20 protein-coding genes are annotated in these 19,994 nt (G+C 63.7%); 16 read left to right on the top strand and 4 right to left on the bottom strand.

Features of this window, described 5'->3' with window-relative positions; translation table 11 throughout:
* Positions 1 to 84 precede the first annotated feature (84 nt).
* Positions 85 to 1,113: a divergent polysaccharide deacetylase family protein gene (locus tag ACXYMR_RS08570; protein WP_458942437.1), complete on the top strand. Its 1,029-nt coding sequence runs from the start codon at positions 85 to 87 to the stop codon at positions 1,111 to 1,113.
* Here ACXYMR_RS08570 and trpE read toward each other — a convergent pair.
* Together trpE and ACXYMR_RS08560 are read right to left on the bottom strand one after the other, a co-directional pair.
* Positions 1,099 to 2,598 (bottom strand): anthranilate synthase component I, encoded by a 1,500-nt coding sequence (gene trpE, locus ACXYMR_RS08565; RefSeq protein WP_458942436.1) that lies wholly within the window; start codon positions 2,596 to 2,598, stop codon positions 1,099 to 1,101. The genes ACXYMR_RS08570 and trpE overlap by 15 nt on opposite strands.
* A complete protein-coding gene (locus ACXYMR_RS08560) occupies positions 2,595 to 4,532 on the bottom strand; it encodes a peptidylprolyl isomerase (RefSeq protein WP_458942435.1) in 1,938 nt (645 codons plus the stop codon). The genes trpE and ACXYMR_RS08560 overlap by 4 nt, the downstream gene beginning before the upstream one ends.
* Before the next feature lie 175 nt (positions 4,533 to 4,707).
* Here ACXYMR_RS08560 and tpiA point away from each other — a divergent pair, with 175 nt between their 5' ends.
* From tpiA to ACXYMR_RS08540, 4 genes are all read left to right on the top strand, one after another.
* Entirely contained in the window at positions 4,708 to 5,442 is a 735-nt protein-coding gene (gene tpiA, locus ACXYMR_RS08555; protein ID WP_458942434.1) for a triose-phosphate isomerase, read from the top strand.
* An 88-nt stretch (positions 5,443 to 5,530) separates the two neighbouring features.
* Positions 5,531 to 6,577, top strand: a complete 1,047-nt coding sequence (locus ACXYMR_RS08550) for a response regulator (RefSeq protein ID WP_458942433.1) — start codon at positions 5,531 to 5,533, stop codon at positions 6,575 to 6,577.
* A gap of 94 nt (positions 6,578 to 6,671) precedes the next feature.
* Positions 6,672 to 7,001 carry a preprotein translocase subunit SecG gene (gene secG / locus ACXYMR_RS08545; protein WP_458942432.1) on the top strand — a complete coding sequence of 110 codons (330 nt, stop codon included), beginning with the start codon at positions 6,672 to 6,674 and terminating at the stop codon, positions 6,999 to 7,001.
* 86 nt (positions 7,002 to 7,087) lie between these two features.
* Positions 7,088 to 8,716, top strand: coding sequence for a CTP synthase (locus ACXYMR_RS08540; protein ID WP_458942431.1), 1,629 nt, complete (start codon positions 7,088 to 7,090; stop codon positions 8,714 to 8,716).
* Here the strand turns inward: ACXYMR_RS08540 and ACXYMR_RS08535 are convergent, their stop codons facing one another.
* Positions 8,717 to 10,108, bottom strand: a complete 1,392-nt coding sequence (locus ACXYMR_RS08535) for a pyridoxal phosphate-dependent decarboxylase family protein (RefSeq protein ID WP_458942430.1) — start codon at positions 10,106 to 10,108, stop codon at positions 8,717 to 8,719.
* Between the two features lie 162 nt (positions 10,109 to 10,270).
* Between ACXYMR_RS08535 and ACXYMR_RS08530 the strand changes: the two genes are divergently transcribed.
* From ACXYMR_RS08530 to ACXYMR_RS08505, 6 genes are all read left to right on the top strand, one after another.
* Complete coding sequence (locus tag ACXYMR_RS08530) at positions 10,271 to 10,903, top strand: head GIN domain-containing protein (protein ID WP_458942429.1); 633 nt, start codon at positions 10,271 to 10,273, stop codon at positions 10,901 to 10,903.
* 132 nt (positions 10,904 to 11,035) lie between these two features.
* On the top strand, positions 11,036 to 11,218 hold the full coding sequence (rpmF, locus tag ACXYMR_RS08525) for a 50S ribosomal protein L32 (protein WP_458942428.1): 183 nt from the start codon (positions 11,036 to 11,038) through the stop codon (positions 11,216 to 11,218).
* A 185-nt stretch (positions 11,219 to 11,403) separates the two neighbouring features.
* The gene (gene eno, locus ACXYMR_RS08520) at positions 11,404 to 12,678 is read left to right on the top strand and encodes a phosphopyruvate hydratase (RefSeq protein WP_458942427.1); all 1,275 of its coding nucleotides are present in this window, start codon (positions 11,404 to 11,406) and stop codon (positions 12,676 to 12,678) included.
* Between the two features lie 158 nt (positions 12,679 to 12,836).
* Entirely contained in the window at positions 12,837 to 13,862 is a 1,026-nt protein-coding gene (locus ACXYMR_RS08515; RefSeq protein ID WP_458942426.1) for a LysM peptidoglycan-binding domain-containing protein, read from the top strand.
* Positions 13,863 to 13,985: 123 nt separating this feature from the next.
* Positions 13,986 to 14,330, top strand: coding sequence for a hypothetical protein (locus tag ACXYMR_RS08510; RefSeq protein WP_458942425.1), 345 nt, complete (start codon positions 13,986 to 13,988; stop codon positions 14,328 to 14,330).
* 93 nt (positions 14,331 to 14,423) lie between these two features.
* Positions 14,424 to 14,729 carry an FtsB family cell division protein gene (locus tag ACXYMR_RS08505; protein ID WP_458942424.1) on the top strand — a complete coding sequence of 102 codons (306 nt, stop codon included), beginning with the start codon at positions 14,424 to 14,426 and terminating at the stop codon, positions 14,727 to 14,729.
* A 49-nt stretch (positions 14,730 to 14,778) separates the two neighbouring features.
* On the opposite strand, the gene ACXYMR_RS08500 is transcribed toward ACXYMR_RS08505, so the two are convergent.
* Positions 14,779 to 14,910 carry a hypothetical protein gene (locus ACXYMR_RS08500; protein ID WP_458942423.1) on the bottom strand — a complete coding sequence of 44 codons (132 nt, stop codon included), beginning with the start codon at positions 14,908 to 14,910 and terminating at the stop codon, positions 14,779 to 14,781.
* Positions 14,911 to 15,113: 203 nt separating this feature from the next.
* Between ACXYMR_RS08500 and pdhA the strand changes: the two genes are divergently transcribed.
* The 5 genes from pdhA to ACXYMR_RS08475 all read left to right on the top strand — a co-directional run bounded on the left by pdhA (position 15,114) and on the right by ACXYMR_RS08475 (position 19,938).
* Positions 15,114 to 16,118, top strand: a complete 1,005-nt coding sequence (gene pdhA / locus ACXYMR_RS08495) for a pyruvate dehydrogenase (acetyl-transferring) E1 component subunit alpha (protein WP_458942422.1) — start codon at positions 15,114 to 15,116, stop codon at positions 16,116 to 16,118.
* A 102-nt stretch (positions 16,119 to 16,220) separates the two neighbouring features.
* On the top strand, positions 16,221 to 16,631 hold the full coding sequence (locus ACXYMR_RS08490) for a nuclear transport factor 2 family protein (protein WP_458942421.1): 411 nt from the start codon (positions 16,221 to 16,223) through the stop codon (positions 16,629 to 16,631).
* A 39-nt stretch (positions 16,632 to 16,670) separates the two neighbouring features.
* Positions 16,671 to 18,062, top strand: coding sequence for a pyruvate dehydrogenase complex E1 component subunit beta (locus tag ACXYMR_RS08485; protein WP_458942420.1), 1,392 nt, complete (start codon positions 16,671 to 16,673; stop codon positions 18,060 to 18,062).
* A gap of 130 nt (positions 18,063 to 18,192) precedes the next feature.
* A complete protein-coding gene (locus ACXYMR_RS08480) occupies positions 18,193 to 18,603 on the top strand; it encodes a GFA family protein (protein WP_458942419.1) in 411 nt (136 codons plus the stop codon).
* A gap of 15 nt (positions 18,604 to 18,618) precedes the next feature.
* Complete coding sequence (locus ACXYMR_RS08475) at positions 18,619 to 19,938, top strand: pyruvate dehydrogenase complex dihydrolipoamide acetyltransferase (RefSeq protein ID WP_458942418.1); 1,320 nt, start codon at positions 18,619 to 18,621, stop codon at positions 19,936 to 19,938.
* Positions 19,939 to 19,994 lie beyond the last annotated feature (56 nt).

The following is a 19,994-nucleotide window of genomic DNA, read 5'->3' as shown; positions in this document are numbered from 1 at the left end:
CGTCGCGCCAATGCGTTCGTGTACTTAACGCCTGCTTAACGGGTGTCGGGCGTGCTTGGGCCCATGCAGTCCTTTCGTCGCCCCGTGATTCGGTCCGTCCACTCCGCCATGCCCGCCTTTGCCGGCGCGCTGGTCGGGTTGGCGTACATCGTCGGCGGCGTTGTATTCTCGGTGTCCAGCCAAGGCGGGTTTGATCGGGGCAGTGAGAGCGCCGAGCGTCGAGTGGTGGAAGTGCCCCAGATGCGCCACCTGGGGCCGGTCGAAGCGACTGAGACCGAAGCCCTGCCGACACCGCTCGAAGTGGCCGGCGACCAGGTCGTTGCCTTGGGATCGGATGCAGCGCACAGCGCGCCTCCGGCGCCGCGCACGGACCGGCCGCGGCTGGCGATCGTGATCGATGATGTCGGGCTGGACACGCACGCGGCGGCGCGCCTGATCGCACTCGATACGACCCTCACCATTGCAATCTTGCCCTATGCCGAAGCGGCGAGCGAGATTTCCGCCGGTGCGGCGCAGGCCGGACATGACGTGCTGCTGCACATGCCGATGGAGCCGCTTGGTCTGGCCGACCCGGGACCGAATGTGCTGCGGACCGGTCTCAGCGACGCTGACCTGCAGGCGCGCTTGCGCTGGGCCATGGCCCAGATACCCGACGCGGTGGGGCTGAACAATCACATGGGAAGCCGATTTACCCAGGATCCGCGCGCCCTACGCGTGGCGCTGTCGGCAATTGCCGAGCGCCGGCCCCTGTTTCTTGATTCCATGACCACCGCAGGGAGTCGCGGTCACGCCGTGGCTGAAGGGCTGGGCCTGCCTAGCCTGCAACGCGATATCTTCCTCGACCACGTGATCAACCCGGCGACCATCGCCGACCGTCTCGACGAGGCCGAGGAGCTGGCCCGTTCGCGCGGCTGGGCCGTGGTGATCGGACATCCGCACGCGGCGACCCTGGATGTCCTGGAAGCATGGATTTCCGGTGCCGGTGAACGCGGCGTCGAACTGGTTGGCGTGGCGGAGCTGGCGCGCGACCTGGAGCAGGCGCGTTCGGTGCCGGTCGCCAGCACCAGAGCGGTCGGTGCCGCCGGCAGTGCTCACGGCTCAGCCCTGCAGTGACATCTCGGCGGCCCGGAACAGGGCTGCCGCCTTGTTGACGGTCTCCAGGCGTTCTGCTTCCGGATCGCTGTCGAGTACGACGCCGGCCCCGGCCTGGACGTGCATGACCCCATCCTTCACCACCGCCGTGCGCAGCGCGATACAGGTGTCCATGCCACCATCGGCGCTGAAATACCCCACGGCACCGGCATAGACGCCACGGCGGTGCGGTTCCAGCTCGTCGATGATTTCCATGGCCCGCACCTTGGGCGCACCGGACACGGTGCCGGCGGGGAAGCCGGCGAACAGGGCGGACACCGCGTCTTCGCCCTCGGCGAGATCGCCTTCGACGTTGGAAACGATGTGCATGACGTGGCTGTAGAGCTCGACCTGCTCGCGGGAGGTGATGCGCACCGAACCCGGGCGGGCCACGCGGCCGACATCATTGCGGCCGAGGTCGAGCAGCATGAGGTGTTCCGAGCGCTCCTTCGGATCGGCCATCAGGTCGTCCTCGAGGCTCTTGTCTTCCGCCGGTGTGCGACCGCGCGGGCGAGTGCCGGCGATCGGTCGAATGGTGACGACGTCGTCGCGCAGCCGGACCAGGATTTCCGGGCTAGAGCCGACGATCTCGAAATCGTCGAAGCGGAAAAAGTACAGGAAAGGCGACGGGTTGAGCCGCCGCAGCGCCCGGTAGAGGTGGAAGGCGTTGGCCGGATAGTTTGCAGAAAAGCGCTGGCTGGGCACGATCTGGAAAGCGTCGCCGGCGCGGATATAGTCGCGCGCTGTGTTGACGGCGTCACGGAAATCATCCTCGGACTGGTTTGACCGGGCGGTCCCGAGAGTGCCTGTAGGAGCAGTCACTTCCGGCACGGCGCCGGCCAGGGTCTGCAGCGTCGTGTGAATGCGCTCGCTGGCCGCGTCGTAGGCCTCGCGGGGCGAGTATTCACCCGGACGGATCGGGCAGAAGACGCGAATTTCCTGCTTCAACGCGTCAAACACGACGAGAATGCGGGGGCGGACGAGATAGGCGTCGGGCAGGCCCAGCGGGTCGGCGGCAGCACCGTCGGGCAGGTTTTCGAGATGGCGCACCATGTCGTAACCGACATAGCCGAACAGGCCGGAGGCGAGCGGCGGAGCGTCGATGGGAAGCGGGCAGCGGGCCGCTTCGATGACCTGACGCAGAGCATCCATGGGGGCCTTGTCGACGGGCGAGAACTCCCGCCCGGCAACCGCCGTGCCATGTGCTTCGCGGACCTGGCCACCCCGGCATTGCCAGATCAGGTCCGGATCCAGTCCGATGGCCGAATAGCGGCCGCGCCAGGCGCCCCCCTCGACGGATTCAAGCAGGAAGCTGTCGACCCGGTGAGCCGCCAGCTTGAGGTAGGCGGCAACCGGCGTCAGCAGGTCGTCGGCGCGCCGGGCCTCCAGCAGGCAGGTTTCACCGCGCTCGAGAATGGCGGCGGCGGTCGCGAAATCCGGTGCGATCGCGGGTGAGGAGTCGATCATTGCGGGCTGTCGGACAGGCCGATGGCATTGTTGAACAGGCGACGGTCAATGGCGCTTTCGTCAATGCCGTATTCCTCCAGCAGGGCGTTCTGCACGGACAGCAGGACATCGTCGGCAAATTCCTGCGACAGCGTGTTGTCGATGGCTGCCAGTTCGCCGAGTTCGGCCCCCTCGGCCCCGCCGGGGATGATGTCCTCGACGGTCAGGATGACGTACTGACCGGTGGCGCGATTGGGCACAACGACCCACTCACCCAGATCGCTGGCGAAGGCGCGGGCGACGACGTCGCGACCGAAGCCACCCGCCGTCTCGCCGCGGCTCAGGGTGACACTCTCGCCGCGACCGCCGAAGCTGAGCGCTGCAATATCAAGATCGTCTCCGGCGACCAGCGCGGCCCGGGCCTCCTCGGCGCGAGCCTGCATGGCGGTATCGACCTGGATCATGCGCCAGCGGGCCTCCGCTTCGTCACGCACCTCGTCAAGCTCGCGCAGGCGCTCCTCGGTGATGCTGTCGACGCGAACCGTGAAATAGTCGGTCTCGTTGTACTGCTGCAGGTCGATGGCAAAGCCCTGCGGCTGTTCAAAGGCTGTCGCCAGGATGTCAGGCCCGAGCGCGGTGAAGCGCTCCATGTCGATTTCCAAGTCCTCATAGCGCGCATAGCGATCCATCGGCGCAAAGATTTCCAGCGGGCTGCCGGTCTCGCGGGCGGCATCTTCCAGCGTCATGCCATCTGCACGCGCGCTTTCGAAGGCGGACACGCGGTCATAAAGGTTGTCGAGCGCTTGGGCCCGGGCCGCCTCGGTAAGAAGGGTTTCACGCTGTTCCTCGAAGGTCGGCGTGACCCCGTCCTCGGCCATGGTGACCTGGACAATGCTCCAGCCAAATCGACCTTCCACGGCCCGGGCCTCGCCCTCGCGCATGGCGAACACGGCATCGGCGATCAGGGTGTCGGGGACCTCGTAGGCCTGAACTTCTTCAAGGGTCAGGGGTTCGACGAGGCCGAGTTCGGCGGCCGTGTCCGACGGGGTCACGCCCTCGTTCAGGCGGCTCGCTGCCAGCTCGGCGGTGTCGGCATCCGGCGCGGTCAGCTGGACGAAACTGCGGCGCGGCGCGGTGCCGATGATGCCGGCATCCACCTGGTACTCATAGGTCTCGCGCAGCAGGGATTCGTCGATATCGACATTGCGCACAAAGTCTTCCAGGCGGAACCGGACAAGGCTGATTCCACGAAACTCCGGCGCGGTGAAAACCGGCAGACCGATTGGACCGGTGACATCCGGATTGGCGGCAATGTATTCGCGCAGAACTTCGTCACTCGGTGCCTCGATGCTGTCGAGGCTGTCCGGGTCGAGCACCAGACCGGTCAGGCGGCGGCGCTCACCGGCGACGTTGAAACGGGTGGCCGCGAGCTGCGGCGGCAGGTCATTGCCCGCAGTGAGAGCGGAGGTCAGCTGGCGCAGCATCAGGTCGGATTTGACCTGGGCTTCGAAGATTTGCTCGGTGGTGCCATTGCTGCGCAAGACCTCACGCATGGTGTCGGCGTCGAACTGGCCGGTCACAGGATTGCGGAAGGCCTCGTAACTGGCGACTTCGCGCACCACCGCGTCCGGTGACACGGCAAGGCCCAACTCGGTGGCCTTGGCGGTGAACGCCGCTTCCGCGATCAGGCGTTGCAGGACCTGGTCGGGAAGGCCCGCTTCGCGCGCCTGCTGTGCCGTGAAGTCCGGGTTTTCACGCTGGATCCGGCGCAGTTCAAACTCATAAGCCTGGGCTAGTTCGCGTTGCGAGATCTGCTCGCTGCCAACCACGACGACGGCCGTACCGCTGCCAGTGAATATGCCGCCGACGCCGGTCGAGGCAAACGCCACGATGATCAGGACGATGATGACGAGCGCCCAAGGCGACTTGGCGAAGGACCGGAGATTGGACAGCATGAGATCGAATAGCCTCTGGAGAAGTTTGCGCGGAAGGTAACGGCGTGGTTTTCCGCTTACAAGCGCAAGGCACTGTCAGGCTGTACTTCGTGGCCTTGCTGCGATTGCCCCTACCGGCGATGGGCATTACTGCTCGAAACAACCAACAGATCCAGATGACGGCTTTGGAGCGCCCATGACCCGGACCACACTGATCGCAGGCAATTGGAAGATGCACGGCCGTCGGGCAGACTTGGCCTTCTTCAACGAAATCCGGGTTCCCGAGGCAAAGTCACTGAAAGTCCTGATCTGTCCACCGGCGACCCTGCTGGCTGCGAGTGCCGAGGCAGCACGTGGAACGGGTGTTCTGGTCGGTGGCCAGGATTGCCATGCCGAGACGTCAGGCGCACATACTGGGGATGTTTCGGCCGCGATGCTGCGGGATGCCGGGGCCAGCCATGTCATTGTCGGACATTCTGAACGCCGTCAGGACCATGGCGAGCGTGATTGCGATGTGCGGGCAAAAGCGGAAGCCGCGCAAGCCGCCGGGCTGGTTCCGATCATCTGCGTCGGCGAAACCCGGGACCAGCGAGAGGCCGGGGAGGCGGAAGCCGTGGTTGCCCGCCAACTCGCCGGATCGCTGCCAAAGCAAGCGAATGCTCAGCATCTGGTCATAGCTTATGAGCCGGTCTGGGCCATTGGCACTGGGCTGACGGCTTCGGTCGATGATGTCGCGGCGATGCATGCTTCGATCCGCAAACACTTGCCTGATCCGTCAAATACTTCAGTGCTCTATGGTGGATCGGTGAAGCCGGGAAACGCGGCCGAACTGCTCGCCCTGGTTGATGTGGACGGCGCGCTGGTCGGTGGTGCCAGTCTGAAACCAGCTGATTTTAACGCGATAATTCGCGCATTTGGTGGTCAATCCTAACTATCTCGGTAAGCGCTTTGAAACTTCTTCACGGCATGGTGCAGCCTTGATTTTGAAGCGATGAGCGATTGCGGGAGCAATACCGAGTATGGCCGATTCCGACTACGCCCGGGCGTCAGTGCTTCTGTTTGATCCAATTCACGTCAACCAGCGCACCACACGTTATGCCCTGCACGAAATGGGCTTCCGACAGATCTCCTGCGTGACCTCCCTGACGGAGTTCAAGTCCGCGCTCTCGGAAACGTCGCCTGCGCTGGTTGTGGCGGATTCCAGCGGCTCGGATGCGGACGTGTTCAAGCTTGTCCGGTCGGTGCGTCGCAATGAAGTCGGTTCAAACCCGTTTGCCGTATTCCTGCTGACCACGTGGAGCCGGGATACCAATCACATCCGCAAGGCCATTGAATGCGGCGCCGACGATGTCATCGTGCGACCGTTTTCCACCATGTTTGCCGAAGAGCGCGTGCGCACGCTGATCAAGAATCGCAAGGACTTCATCGTCACCTCCGATTACATCGGCCCTGACCGTCGCAAGGACGATCAGCGCGGTACCGATGCGGCACCGATCTCGGTGCCCAACTTCCTGCAGGCCATCGTCGAGAACGACACCACGATGCTCAACGAGGCCAATGGCTGGGTCAAGGAAGCCAAGGCAATGGTCGCAAACGAGCGTGTTCGGCGTGTTGCCATGCGGATCGTCGTTACGGTTGAGCTGCACCTGGACGCCAAAGAAGGGGCGTCCGTGATTCCGCTCGACGTGCGCGACCTGCAGAAATCATCGGCCGAGCTCCGCAGCCTGATCAACAAGGCGGGCCGACAGGAGGCCGGCGAGGTCGTGGCCGCCTTGATGGACCAGATCGTCTCGCTTGGTACTGGCGAGGGTGCCAAGCCCTCGACGCTTCGCCTGATCAAGGAATTGTCGATGGGCGCCTACGCCGCGTTCGCGAACGGCGACAGCCTCGAGCGTTCCAAGGACGAGATCGGCCGTACCGTCGGCAATCTGCGCCGGCGATTGCAGGCCAAGGCCGCCATGGCTGCGCAGCGCAAGGCCGCCGCGCAAGCCGCAGCCGAGGCGCAAGCCACCGCAGACGATGCTGGCCAAGCCAGCGAGCCTGGTATAAAACGCGCCGCCATGTGACGGGACATTTCCCGGCGGCGACCTTTGGTCGACCCGCCAGGCGGTCCCGTTCAGGGTTTTGGCCAGATCGGCCTGTGATTGACGGCGGTATTTCATGCAAGCTTTGCTCCCGGTTCTCCTGATCATCCAGCTGCTCGTCGCGGCTGGCCTGACGGCAGTCATCCTTCTGCAGCGTTCAGAAGGGGGAGCCCTCGGCATTGGTGGCGGTGGCGGCGGCATGATGTCGAGCCGCGGCGCGGCCAGCGTGCTGACCCGGACAACCATGGCCCTGGGCGGCGTGTTTATCGCCAACTCGATCCTGCTGGCCGTTGTCTCCAGTATCGGCGCTGACGGTCGCAGCGTGTTTGATCGCGACGTTCCGGTGGCGATCGAGGACGTCGTCGAGGACGATGAAACTGGCGTTCCGGTCCCGACCGACGGCTGATCCGCGCCTAGCGCCTTCAAGCTTTTTTCTGGAAAATCAGTCTCGCGTCTTTCGGCGCGGGCGAATCTCGGATAATCAGACGGCCCATGCCGCGATATATTTTCATTACCGGCGGCGTGGTCTCCTCGCTCGGAAAAGGCCTCGCTTCAGCCGCAGTCGGTGCGCTGCTCCAAGCGCGCGGGTACAAGGTGCGCCTGCGCAAGCTGGACCCGTATCTGAATGTCGACCCGGGCACGATGTCGCCCTACCAGCACGGCGAATGTTATGTGACGGATGACGGTGCCGAGACCGATCTCGATCTGGGTCACTATGAGCGCTTCACCGGCGTGCCGGCCAGCCAGGCCGACAATATCACCACCGGGCGCATTTACTCGCGCATCATCGAGCGCGAGCGCCGGGGTGACTATCTGGGCGCCACGGTGCAGGTGATTCCGCACGTTACCGACCAGATCAAGCAATTCGTCCTGTCCGATGCCGGCGACGTGGATTTCGTGCTGTGCGAGATCGGCGGCACAGTCGGTGACATCGAGGGCCTGCCCTTCTTCGAGGCGATCCGGCAGCTCGGCCAGGAACTGGGCGAGGACAACGCCGTCTTCCTGCATGTCACCCTGCTGCCTTTCATCAAGGTGGCCGGCGAAATGAAGACCAAGCCGACCCAGCACTCGGTGAAGGAATTGCGCTCGATCGGCATCCAGCCGGATATTCTGTTGTGCCGCTGCGAGATCCCGATCCTGCCGGGCGACAAGCGCAAGATCGCTCAGTTCTGCAACGTCAAGGAAAGCGCGGTCATCGAGGGTCGCGACGCGGCGTCGCTGTATGACGTGCCGCTGGAATACCACCGCCAGGGCCTGGATTCGGAGATCCTGCGCAATTTCGGCATTGATGACGCTCCGGAGCCCGACCTGTCGCGCTGGACGACGATTTCCGACACCATCGCCAATCCGGACGGTGAAGTGACGATTGGCGTCGTCGGCAAGTATGTCGGCCTGCTGGATGCCTACAAATCACTGATCGAGGCGCTCACCCACGGCGGCATCGCCAATGGCGTAAAGGTCAAGCTGAAATGGCTCGACAGCGAGCAGTTTGAGAAAGATGACCCGTTCGAACCGCTCGAGGACGTGCACGGCGTGCTGGTGCCCGGTGGATTCGGCGAGCGCGGCGTGGAAGGCAAGATTGCCGCCGCCAAGTTCGCTCGCGAGCGCAAGGTGCCTTTCTTCGGCATTTGCTACGGCATGCAGATGGCCGTGCTGGAAGCGATGCGCAACCTGGTCGGTGTCGAGAACGCGGTTTCGACCGAGTTCAGCGAGGACGGCGAACCGGTCATCGGCTTGCTTACCGAATGGGCTCGCGGCAATGAGATCGAGACACGCGCCGTGGACGGGGACCTGGGCGGCACCATGCGTCTCGGCGCCTATCCGGCGGTGCTCACCGAGGGCAGCCGGGTGCGCGAAATCTACGGGTCGGCGCACATCGAGGAGCGCCACCGCCATCGCTATGAAGTCAACGTCCACTGGCGCGACAAACTGGAAGAGGCGGGGCTGATCTTCTCGGGCCTGTCGCCGGACGGGATCCTGCCGGAGATCGTCGAGATCAAGGACCATCCCTGGTTCATCGGCGTGCAGTTCCACCCGGAATACAAGTCACGCCCGTTTGATCCGCACCCCTTGTTCGCCAGCTTCATCGCGGCGGCGCTGCACCAGAGCCGGATGGTCTGATCAGGCCGCTTCGGCAAGCTCTGCAATCACCGCAACAGCGTCCATCACATCCTCCCGGGTGCAGTCGAACTGGCCGACCTGGAAGCGGATGACGTAGGCTCCCTCATGGCGGGTCTGGGTCAGATAGGTGCGACCATCGGCATTGATGCGAGCGAGCAGGTCGGCGGTGGCATCATCTCCGGCCGAACAGGCGAAGCTGAACAGGCTGAGCGACGGCTCCGTCACGATGTGCAGCCCGGGCAGGGCGGCGATGGCCGCCGCGGCGTCGCGTGACCAGGCGACATGATTGCGGATGCGGGTGCGTAGCCCGTCCAGCCCATAGGCCCTGATCAGGAACCACAGCTTGAGCGCCCGGAAACGTCGGCCCAGCGGAATGGTCCACTCCGACTGGTTGACGATGTCGCTCTCGCCGGGAGTTTCCAGATAGTCCGGCCGCAGGGTGAGGGAGCGCAACTGCGCCGCCGGATCGGCGAGGAACTGCACCGAGCAGTCGAATTGGGCGCCAAGCCATTTGTGCGGGTTGAAGACCAGCGAATCGACGCCGTCGACCCCGTCCCAGAGATGCCGGAATTCCTCGCAGATCATGGCGGAGCCGGCCCAGGCGGCGTCAACATGAGTGTAAAGGTTTTCAGCTTTGGCGATGGCCACGATGTCGGCCACCGGATCGCATGCACCGATGGCGGTGCCACCGGTGCAGATGATGATTCCGGCGGGCAGATGACCGGCGGCGCGGTCTGAAGCGATGGCCACGCGCAGGGCCTCCGGGTCCATCCCGTGATCCGCCTTAGTGGCGATCTTGACCAGATTGTCCTGACCGATGCCGGCGACCCAGCACGCCTTGTCGATCGAGGAATGAACCTGGGCCGAGGCATAGATGCGCGGAGCTGCATGGCCCGCCAGGCCGGACTGGTTGCCGCGCCAGTCCAGGGCCCGCTCACGCATGGTCATGATGGCGCACAGGGTGGCCGAGGACGCGCTGTCCTGAATCACGCCGCGCCAGCCGTCCGGCAAGCCGAGCGCCTGGCGCAACCAGTCAATCATGCGTATTTCCATCTCCGTCGCCGCCGGTGAGGTCTGCCAGAGCATGCATTGCGCAGCCATGGTTGAGACCAGCTGTTCGGCCAGCATCGATGCTGGCGCGGCATTGGCGGGAAAATAGGCGAAGAAGCGCGGGTGCTGCCAATGGGTCATCGCGTCCGGTACGAGACGTTCGAAATCGGCGAAGATCGTGTCCATCGACACGGCGTCTTCCGGTGGTGTCCGGGGCAGGCCGGCGAGCACGTCGCCGGGGCGTGAAGGGGAGCGGACAGGACGCCCTCGCAGACTCTTGAGATAACTCACGGACCAGTCCGAAATGCGTTTCGACCAGGTCCCGTAATCATCGTAATTCACGCCCAACCCTCCATTGCCGGACGATGTCCGTTTTCCGCCAGAATGCGATTGTGGAGCAATTGCGTGTCGCACACACTGGCGTGTTGCATCCAAATCGGGGGCCGGATGCATCGAATGGGGGAAGCCGCTAGACTGTGACGGCGGGGAGACATGGAGAACAGCATGAAGTCCATTGCGACAGGTGCCCTTGCCCTGATGTTGGGAAGCTCCGGCCTGGCGGCAGCCCAGGACAGCCTGGTTGTCGAGACGGAAATATTCTCGAGCCTCAATGCCGGCGGCCAGTTCAACCTGGTGGCCAGTATCGGGGACAGCCACTCGGTGGTGCTGGAAGGCTCGGCCGGTGATTTCGACAAGCTGGACATCGAGGTGAACCGGGGCGAGCTGGTGGTGCGTCAGGACCGACGCTGGTGGTCGGACAACGAGATGCTGGACGTCACGGTGCGTATTACCGTGCCCAGCCTGATGGGCCTCGATTTTCACCGCGGTGTCTCGGCCGAAGTCGATGGCCTGAGTGCGGACATGCTGGATGTCGCCGTCAACACCGGAGCCATGGTGCGAATCACCGGGACGTGCAGCGAGATGGAACTCGATCTCAATACCGGCGGCATGCTCAATGCCCGCGATCTGGTGTGCGAACGCGTCGAGGTGGATGCTTCGACCGGCGGCTCTGGGTCCGTACACGCCACGCAACGCGCCGAAGTGGCGGCGCGGATGGGCGCTGAAATCGATGTTTACGGGAAACCGGAGCGGCATGAATTCAGCGCTTTCATGGGCGCCGAAATCGACGTTCACTGATCCGCGCTGCCCGCCGGGCACGGGCACGGCAGGCCAGGCTTGCACGCCGGGATCGAAGCGGGTATACGGCGCGGCTCAACCGGATGGCTCGGGGCTGTCCGGATCCGTGATTTTCAAACTGTGGAGAGGCTCATGGCCGTCCCTAAGCGTAAAACGACGCCGAGCAAGCGCGGCATGCGCCGCAGCCACGACAAGCTGTCCAACCCGGTCTACGTGGAAGACAAGGATAGTGGCGAGCTGCGCCGTCCGCACCATGTCGACCTGAAGTCCGGCATGTATCGCGGTCGCCAGATTCTCGAGCCGAAAGACGATTGATTCGTCGCCGGCAGTCGCCTGCGGGCGGCTGAACTGGAAGATCATGACAAGCGCGTCCGGTGTTGCCGGGCGCGCTTTTCCTTATCCTGCGCCCAGCAGGCGGCCGTAGAGGCCGAAACACTTGCCTCCGTGGCGCAACGGGCTATCAAGCGCGCGGACCCATCCAACTGCCGGAGCCTAATGCCATGACCGCCATCGTAGACATCCTCGCCCGCGAAATCCTCGACAGCCGGGGTAATCCGACGGTCGAAGTCGACGTCCTGCTGGAAGATGGCAGCCTCGGCCGCGCAGCGGTCCCGTCGGGCGCCTCGACAGGCCAGCACGAAGCCGTCGAGATGCGCGATGGCGACGAGCGCTATAACGGCAAGGGCGTGCGCAAGGCCATCGAGGCTGTGGAAGGCGAGATCTTCGAGACCCTGGCAGGGCTCGATGCCGAGCAGCAGCGTCAGATCGACGACACGCTGATTGAGCTCGACGGCACGGCCAACAAATCACGCCTGGGCGCCAATGCGACGCTGGGTGTGTCGCTGGCGATTGCCCGGGCGGCCGCGGAAGCGCAGGCCATGCCGCTCTACCGCTATGTCGGCGGCCTCAATGCTCGCGTCCTGCCGACCCCGATGATGAATATCATCAATGGCGGCGCCCACGCCGACAATCCGATCGACTTCCAGGAATTCATGATCATGCCGGTCGGCCTGCCGAGCTTTTCCGAAGCCCTGCGCTGCGGTGCCGAGGTCTTCCATGCTCTCAAGTCACGGCTCAAGGCGGACGGCCTCAACACCAATGTCGGGGACGAGGGCGGTTTCGCCCCGAACCTGACCTCGGCGGAGCAGGCGCTCGACGTCATCATGGCGGCCATCGAGAGCGCCGGTTACAAGCCTGGCGAAGAGGTGGGCCTGGCCCTCGATGTGGCCTCGACCGAGTTCTACAAGAACGGGAAGTACGTCCTGGAAGGTGCCGGCGCCACGCATGATGCGGACGGTTTCGCTGCCTACCTGGCCAAGCTGGTCGACCAGTATCCCATCCTGTCGATCGAGGACGGCATGGCGGAGGACGACTGGGAGGGCTGGAAGGCACTGACCGACACGCTCGACGGACGCTGCCAACTGGTCGGAGACGACCTGTTCGTGACCAATCCGGAGCGGCTCGCACACGGCATCGAAACCGGTGCCGGCAATGCCATCCTGATCAAGGTCAACCAGATCGGCACGCTGACTGAGACCCTGGATGCCGTCGACATGGCGCTGCGCTCCGGGTACGGCGCGGTGATGAGCCACCGCTCGGGCGAGACCGAGGATTCAACGATTGCCGACCTCGCCGTGGCGACCAATTGCGGGCAGATCAAGACTGGTTCTCTGGCCCGCTCCGACCGCACGGCCAAGTACAACCAGCTGCTGCGGATCGAAGCCCAGCTGGGTCAGAGCGGAATGTATGCCGGCGATACCGGCCTGGCGAGCTAAGCCCAGCTTCCCACGCCTGAATTCAAGAAAGCCCGTCGCAGAGCACTGTGGCGGGCTTTCTGCTGGCCGAATGAGGAGCTTTCGCCCTCACGTTTCCGGAACAAATTGGAGCAGAATCCATTCTTTGGGTGCGTATTCAGCAGACGGAGACAAATGCCATGTCCCACCTGAAACCCATCCTATTCACCACCATTTCGTCGGCCGCACTGGCATTGTCGGCCGGTGCGGTGCAGGCGCAGTCCTCGCAGTGCGGTGCGCACTACCAGATCGAGCGCGGTGACACGCTGCACGCGGTCTCGCAAAGCTGCCGGGTATCGCTGAACCGGATCATGGAACTCAATCCGGACCTCGATCCGCGCAGGCTGGAAGTTGGCACCGTGATTCGTCTTGAGGCCAATCCGGGTTCGCCACAGGACCGCCATGGCCAGCCGGACCGCGAAAGCTACGAGGTGCGCGAAGGCGACACCTTCTTCGAGGTTGCCCAGCGCTTCGGCCTGTCCCTGTTCGACCTGATGAACGAGAACGAGGGCACCGACCCCTGGGCCCTGCGTCCGGGTGAGGAGATCGCGATCCCTCGCCAGGACCGCCAGTTCGGCTTCTCGATCGAACCGAATGTCGGCCCGCCGGGCAGCCCGGTCGAGCTTGAAGCGCGCAATCTGCGGCCCGGTGACTGGGTAACCATCGGTGCCGGCCCACGTTCCTCGGAGTGGCAGGCGATCGATACAGTACAGGTCGGTTCCGACGGCCGGCTCAGTGCCGAGACCGAAGTCCCCGACTGGGCCCGCGACGGTCAGGTCCTGACCTTCGTGGTCGATACCGACCGCGGCCTGACACTGAAATCCAATGATTTCGAAGTCGTCGATGGCGAGGACCATCATGGCGGCCATGACCATCCGCGCGGCGATCACGACCATGACGACCAGCCCGACTACGGCGATGATGACGGTCATGACCAGGGCGAGCGCCGCGACATCTGGACGCTGGAAGGCGAGGTGTCGCAGGGCACGGAATGCCATCTGCTGACGACCCGCGATGGCGATACCTATTCCATCGTCAGCGACGACATTCCCTTCACCAATGGCGAGTGGGTGCGCATCGAGGGCAGTCCAGCCGACATGTCCTTCTGCCAGCAGGGCAATGCCACGGTGACAGTGCGCCACCTGCAGGAAGTCCCGCGCGACTGACGTGGGCGTCGTGGCACGCCTGCGGACCCGGCCGGGGAGACCTGGCCGGGTCCGTTTCGATTCGGCGTTCCGGCTTGCTGACGGGTCCGCTATGCTCGATCCCAATCGACGCGGAGGGCGGATATGGGTTTTGTCACCAAGACGCTGGTTTTCCTGGCGGCGCTGTTCAGTTTCATCGTCTCGGCCTTGGACCTGGCGGAGCGCGTCGGTATCGACCTTGCCTGGCTGTACGCCCGTCTGCCGGACGTCGCCGCGTCGATCGCAGCGGCCTATGCGGGTTGGATCGAAGCCTTCTCAAAACAGCCGGAAATTGCTGAAATGTCGCGGGAAATGGCGGGGGGAACCGAGGGTTATACCGGTTCAGCGGCGGTGGTCGGCCCGATGCCGCTGATCATCTCGGCAACGATCGCGGTCCTGCTCGCACTGTTCCTGGTCTTCGTCGTGCCGCGCTTTTACAGCCGCGACTGATCGGTACCGATTCACGCTTCCTAAACGCTGATCCTGTCTACTCGATTCCAGTCAAGAAATGGCGCTCAGACGCCAGACAAAAGGAATGTGGTGGTGGACGCTCTCAAGCGCCTCGGATTGAGTTTCTTTCTCGCTGTCGCGATTGCCTATTTCGGCTATCACGCGCTGACAGGCGAGCAGGGCGTGCTCAACTGGATCGTGGTTGAGAACGAGATTCGCAGCGCCGAAGCCGAACTGGCCGTGGCCCGGGCCGAGCGCGAGGCGCTGGAGGTCACTGCTTCGCGCTTGCGCTCGGACAGCCTCGATCTCGATTATGTCGAGGAGCGGGCCCGCGATATCCTCAACGTGGCGCATCCGCGCGATTACATCGTCGAGATCGAACCCGATCCGCAGCGCTGACTGACGCTGCGGCCGGGCATTCCCCAGATTTCACTGATTGGATCAGCGCCTAGCGCTTCATGTGCTCCAGACCGGCGACGGCGCCGGGTTTGGTCGATGGTTGCGACGCATTGTGCTTCTTGGGTTTTTCCGCTTTCGGCTTCTTGGCTTCGCGGTTGCCGCGTTGTTGGCCTTTGGCCATGACGCATTCCTTTGCATGACAGGGCAGATCGCCCGGGTGCACTGTACGTCTGATTTCGGCTTTTCCCTAGCGATTCGAACCGCGTTCCGAGCACGCGCTACCTGACAGAACCCACTGGCCCTCTTGCCGCTGCGCCGCACTATCTGGTATGGCCCGGTATCAGTTTCAGGGGAACGCGGAGCTAATATTTCGCGTGCGAATAAATGGCCACGAAACGCTCATCCAAGTCGTCCAAGCCGAAAGCGGCGGGAAAAGACGAACTCCTTCAGTACTATCGCGACATGCTGCTGATGCGGCGGTTCGAGGAAAAGGCCGGCCAATTGTATGGCATGGGCCTGATTGCCGGCTTCTGTCACCTCTATATCGGCCAGGAGGCCGTGGTGACCGGGATACAGGCGGCGCTGGAAGACGGCGACCAGGTGATCACCGGATACCGCGACCACGCTCACATGCTGGCCACGGGGATGACCGCCAAGGGCGTCATGGCGGAGCTGACCGGTCGCGAGGGTGGCTATTCGCGCGGCAAGGGCGGCTCGATGCACATGTTCTCCCGCGAGAAGCATTTCTACGGCGGCCACGGCATTGTCGGCGCCCAGGTGGCGCTCGGTACCGGCCTCGCCTTTGCCGACCGATACAAGGACAATGGCAAGATCGCTGTCGCCTATTTCGGCGATGGTGCGGCCAACCAGGGCCAGGTCTATGAGAGCTTCAACATGGCCAAGCTCTGGGACCTGCCGGTCATATATGTGATCGAGAACAACCAGTATGCCATGGGCACCTCGGTCAAGCGGGCGTCGTCCGAGGTCGAGCTGTACAAGCGCGGCGCCAGCTTCGGCATTCCCGGTGAGCAGGTCGACGGCATGGATGTCGAGGCTGTGCGCGCCGCGGCGGAGAAGGCCGTCAAGCACGCACGCTCGGGCAAAGGCCCCTTCATCCTGGAGATGAAGACCTATCGCTATCGCGGCCACTCCATGTCCGATCCGGCCAAGTACCGGACGCGCGAGGAAGTTGACGACATCCGCACCCAGTCCGACCCGATCGATCTGGTCAAGAAGCGTCTCATCGATGGCGGTCATGCCAGTGAGGACGAGCTCAAGGCGATCGACAAGGAAATCAAGGCGCATGTCGCCGAAGCGGCCGATTTCGCCAAGGAAAGCCCGGAGCCCGATCCCAGCGAGCTCTATACCGACGTACTGTTGGAGGCCTGACGCCATGACAGCTGGCCGCGCCCTGGACCCGCACACTGCATCGATTGCTCGCCTCTCGGCGCGCAACGTGGCGGAGTGCGTGTTTTTCGGGGGAGGACAGTCATGACACCGCAGGTCAAGCATTTCATCGATACCTGGCACAAGGCCGTGGAGACGCGCGATGCGGCGCTTCTGGACAGCATTATCGCCGAGGGCTGCGAGCTGCACTCGCCGGTTGTCTGGAAGCCGTCGGCCGACAAGCGCTACCTGATCCATATCCTGATGGGCGTGATCACCACCATTGAAGGCTTCAAGTATCGCCAGCAATGGGTGGAGACGAACGAGATCATCCTCGAGTTCACCGGTGAAGTGGATGGAATGGGCCTGGTCGGTATCGACAAGATCTCGCTCGATGATGATGGCTGCATGTGCCGCATCGAAGTGCTGATCCGACCGCTCAACACGCTGATCGAATTTGCCACGAAAATGCGCCAGCACGCGCTGCGCTACAAACCCGAGGCCGCCAACGGCTAGTCCGTGGGCGCCTGTAATCAACACAGGACATACCTGACCATGTCGATCGAAGTCCTCATGCCCGCCCTGTCTCCCACCATGGAAGAGGGCACGCTGGCCAAATGGCTCGTCAAGGAAGGCGACACCGTCGAGAGCGGTGACGTCATCGCCGAGATCGAGACCGACAAGGCGACCATGGAAGTGGAAGCGGTTGAGGAAGGCGTCGTCGCCAAACTGCTGGTCGAGGCCGGCACGGAAGGCGTCAAGGTCAATTCGCCGATCGCCCTGCTGGCGGAAGAGGGCGAGGACGCGTCCGACATCGAGGCTCCGACAGCGAAGGCCGAAGACAAGCCCGCGCGCGAAACCGCGCCCGCCGAAGAGACCAAGAGCGCCGATAGCGCTCAGGTCGAGCGTATCGACCATGCGGCCTCGAACGCATCGGACCCGGAAATCCCGGACGGTACGAAGATGGTCGAGATCACCGTGCGGGATGCCTTGCGCGATGCCATGGCCGAGGAAATGCGGCGTGACGACACGGTGTTCGTGATCGGCGAGGAAGTGGCCGAGTACCAGGGCGCCTACAAGGTCACTCGCGGCCTGCTCGACGAATTCGGGCCGAAGCGCGTGGTCGACACGCCGATCACCGAGCACGGCTTTGCCGGCCTGGGTGTCGGTGCGGCCTTCAACGGGCTCAAGCCGATCGTCGAGTTCATGACCTTCAACTTCGCCATGCAGGCGATCGACCACATCATCAATTCGGCGGCCAAGACGCTGTACATGTCCGGCGGCCAGATGGGCTGTCCGATCGTGTTCCGCGGCCCCAATTCGGCGGCCAGCCGGGTCGGTGCCCAGCACAGCCAGGACTATTCGGCCTGGTATGCCAATGTGCCCGGCCTCAAGGTCATCGCGCCCTATGACGCGGCCGACGCCAAGGGTCTTTTAAAGGCGGCGATCCGCGATCCCAACCCAGTGGTTTTCCTCGAACACGAGCTGATCTACGGCGAGACCTTCGACATCCCGGATGTCGACGACTGGGTGCTGCCGATCGGCAAGGCCAAGGTGCGCCGCGAGGGCTCCGACGTGACCATTACGGCGCACAGCCGCATGGTCGGTTTCGCGCTGGAAGCGGCGGAAATCCTGGCCGGGGATGGTATCGACGCCGAGGTCATCGACCTGCGCACGCTGCGCCCGTTGGACACCGAGACGGTGGTCAATTCGGTCAAGAAAACCAATCGCATTGTCTGCGCCGAGGAAGGCTGGGGCCGGATGGGCGTCGGCGCCGAAATCGCCGCCGTGGTGACCGCGGAAGCCTTCGATTATCTCGACGCCCCGCCGGCCCGGGTGCACCAGGAAGACGTGCCGCTGCCCTATGCCGGCAATCTGGAAAAGCTGTCCCTGCCGGGCACGGATGACATCGTCAAGGCGGCCAAGGCCGTCTGTTACGCGGAGTAGGGCGGGTGGATTTCGGTCGGCCCCGTCTGGTGTATTTTGTGTTCGGCTTTCTGACCGGATCGGTCATCGGGACAGCCCTGCTCACCTGGGGGCTGGCAGATCTGAGTCAAAGCATGCAGGAGTGGAATTTTTGAGCGCCCAAACGCACAAGAGAACGCGCACCGGCGGCTGCCATTGTGGCGCCGTGCGCTATGAGGTCGAATTGCCGGACCAGGTCGTGGCGCTGTCGTGCAACTGCTCGATCTGCGCCAAGACCGGCTTCATCCACGTGTTTGTGGAAGACGCTGACTTCAAGCTCGTTTCCGGCGCCGACAGCCTGACCGAGTACACCTTCGGCACGCATACGGCCAAGCACTGGTTCTGCAAGACCTGCGGCGTCAAGGCGCATTACAAGCCGCGTTCGCATCCGCACGGCATCTCGGTCAATCTGCGCTGTCTCGACGAGGATTCCGATCTCCAGCTTCGCTTCCAGGAGTTCGACGGCGCCAACTGGGACGAGAATATCCACAAGCTTCACCCCGACGCGGCCAACCAGGCCTGACGCGAGGACACCATCATGCCGATTGAAATCCTGATGCCCGCCCTGTCACCGACCATGGAAGAGGGCACTCTCGCCAAGTGGCACGTCAAGACGGGCGACACCGTGGAAAGCGGTGACATCATTGCCGAAATCGAGACTGACAAGGCGACCATGGAAGTGGAAGCGGTCGATGAGGGCGTGGTTGGCGAGATCCGGGTCGAGGAGGGCACGGAAGGCGTCAAGGTCAATGCCGTGATCGCCGTGCTGCTGGAGGATGGCGAGGACGAGAGCGCGCTGAAGGATGCGGGCCAGGCTTCGGAGAAGAAGACCGAGACAGCCGAGACACCGGCGCCGGAAGTGGCGCCGGCCCCCTCCGACGCCGCGAAGGGCGGTGCCACCTCCCCCGCGAGCGGGGGAGGGAGCGTGCCGCCGGCGCCCTCAAAGGATGGCGAGCGGGTCAAGGCTTCGCCGCTGGCGCGGCGGATCGCGGCGGACAAGGGTCTCGATCTGAAAAGCATCGAAGGGTCCGGGCCTTATGGTCGAATCGTCAAGCGAGATGTCGAGAATGCACAGCCGTCTTCTGCCGCCACGAAGGCGGCCGAGGCGCCGGCCGCCGCGCCGGTCGACATGGACGATCCGCTGGCCGCCCACGGGATTGCCCGCGACCGCTACGACATCGAGAAGGCCGACGGGATCACCAAGATTTCCGCCAAGCGCCTGGCCGACAGCTTCCGCGATATCCCGCACTTCCCGCTCAATGTGGATTGCCGGATCGACGCGCTGCTGGACTTCCGCAAGCGCATCAATGCCGCTGCCGAAAAGGACGGCGCCAAGGTCTCGGTCAACGACATCCTGATCAAGGCGTCGGGCCTGGCCCTGAAGAAGGTTCCGGCGGCCAATTCGTCGTGGATTGAGGGCGGCCATATCGCCCGCCACAAGCACGCCGACGTGTCGATGGCGGTGGCCATCGAGGGTGGGCTGATCACGCCGATCATCAAGGATGCCGACCTCAAGGGGCTGGTCGACATCTCCAACGAAACCAAGGACCTGGCGGCGCGGGCCCGGGATCGCAAGCTGAAGCCGGAGGAATACCAGGGGGGCACGTTCTCGCTGTCCAACCTCGGCATGTTCGGGATCAAGTCCTTCGCCTCGATCATCAATCCGCCGCAGGGCATGATCCTGTCCGTCGGTGCCGGTGAACAGCGCCCGGTGGTCAAGGACGGCGCGCTCGCTGTCGCCACCGTGATGACGGTGACGCTGACCTGCGACCACCGGGTGGTTGATGGCGCGACGGGCGCGCAGTGGCTGAACGCGTTCAGGACGTATGTCGAAGACCCGATGACGATGCTGATGTAGGGGTGTTTGGTGCCGCTTCGCGGCGCCGTATTTCTACCGGACCCTCGATGTTTCCC

The organism is Maricaulis sp. CAU 1757 (assembly GCF_054482675.1).
This window is presented reverse-complemented; position numbering and strand designations above follow the sequence as displayed.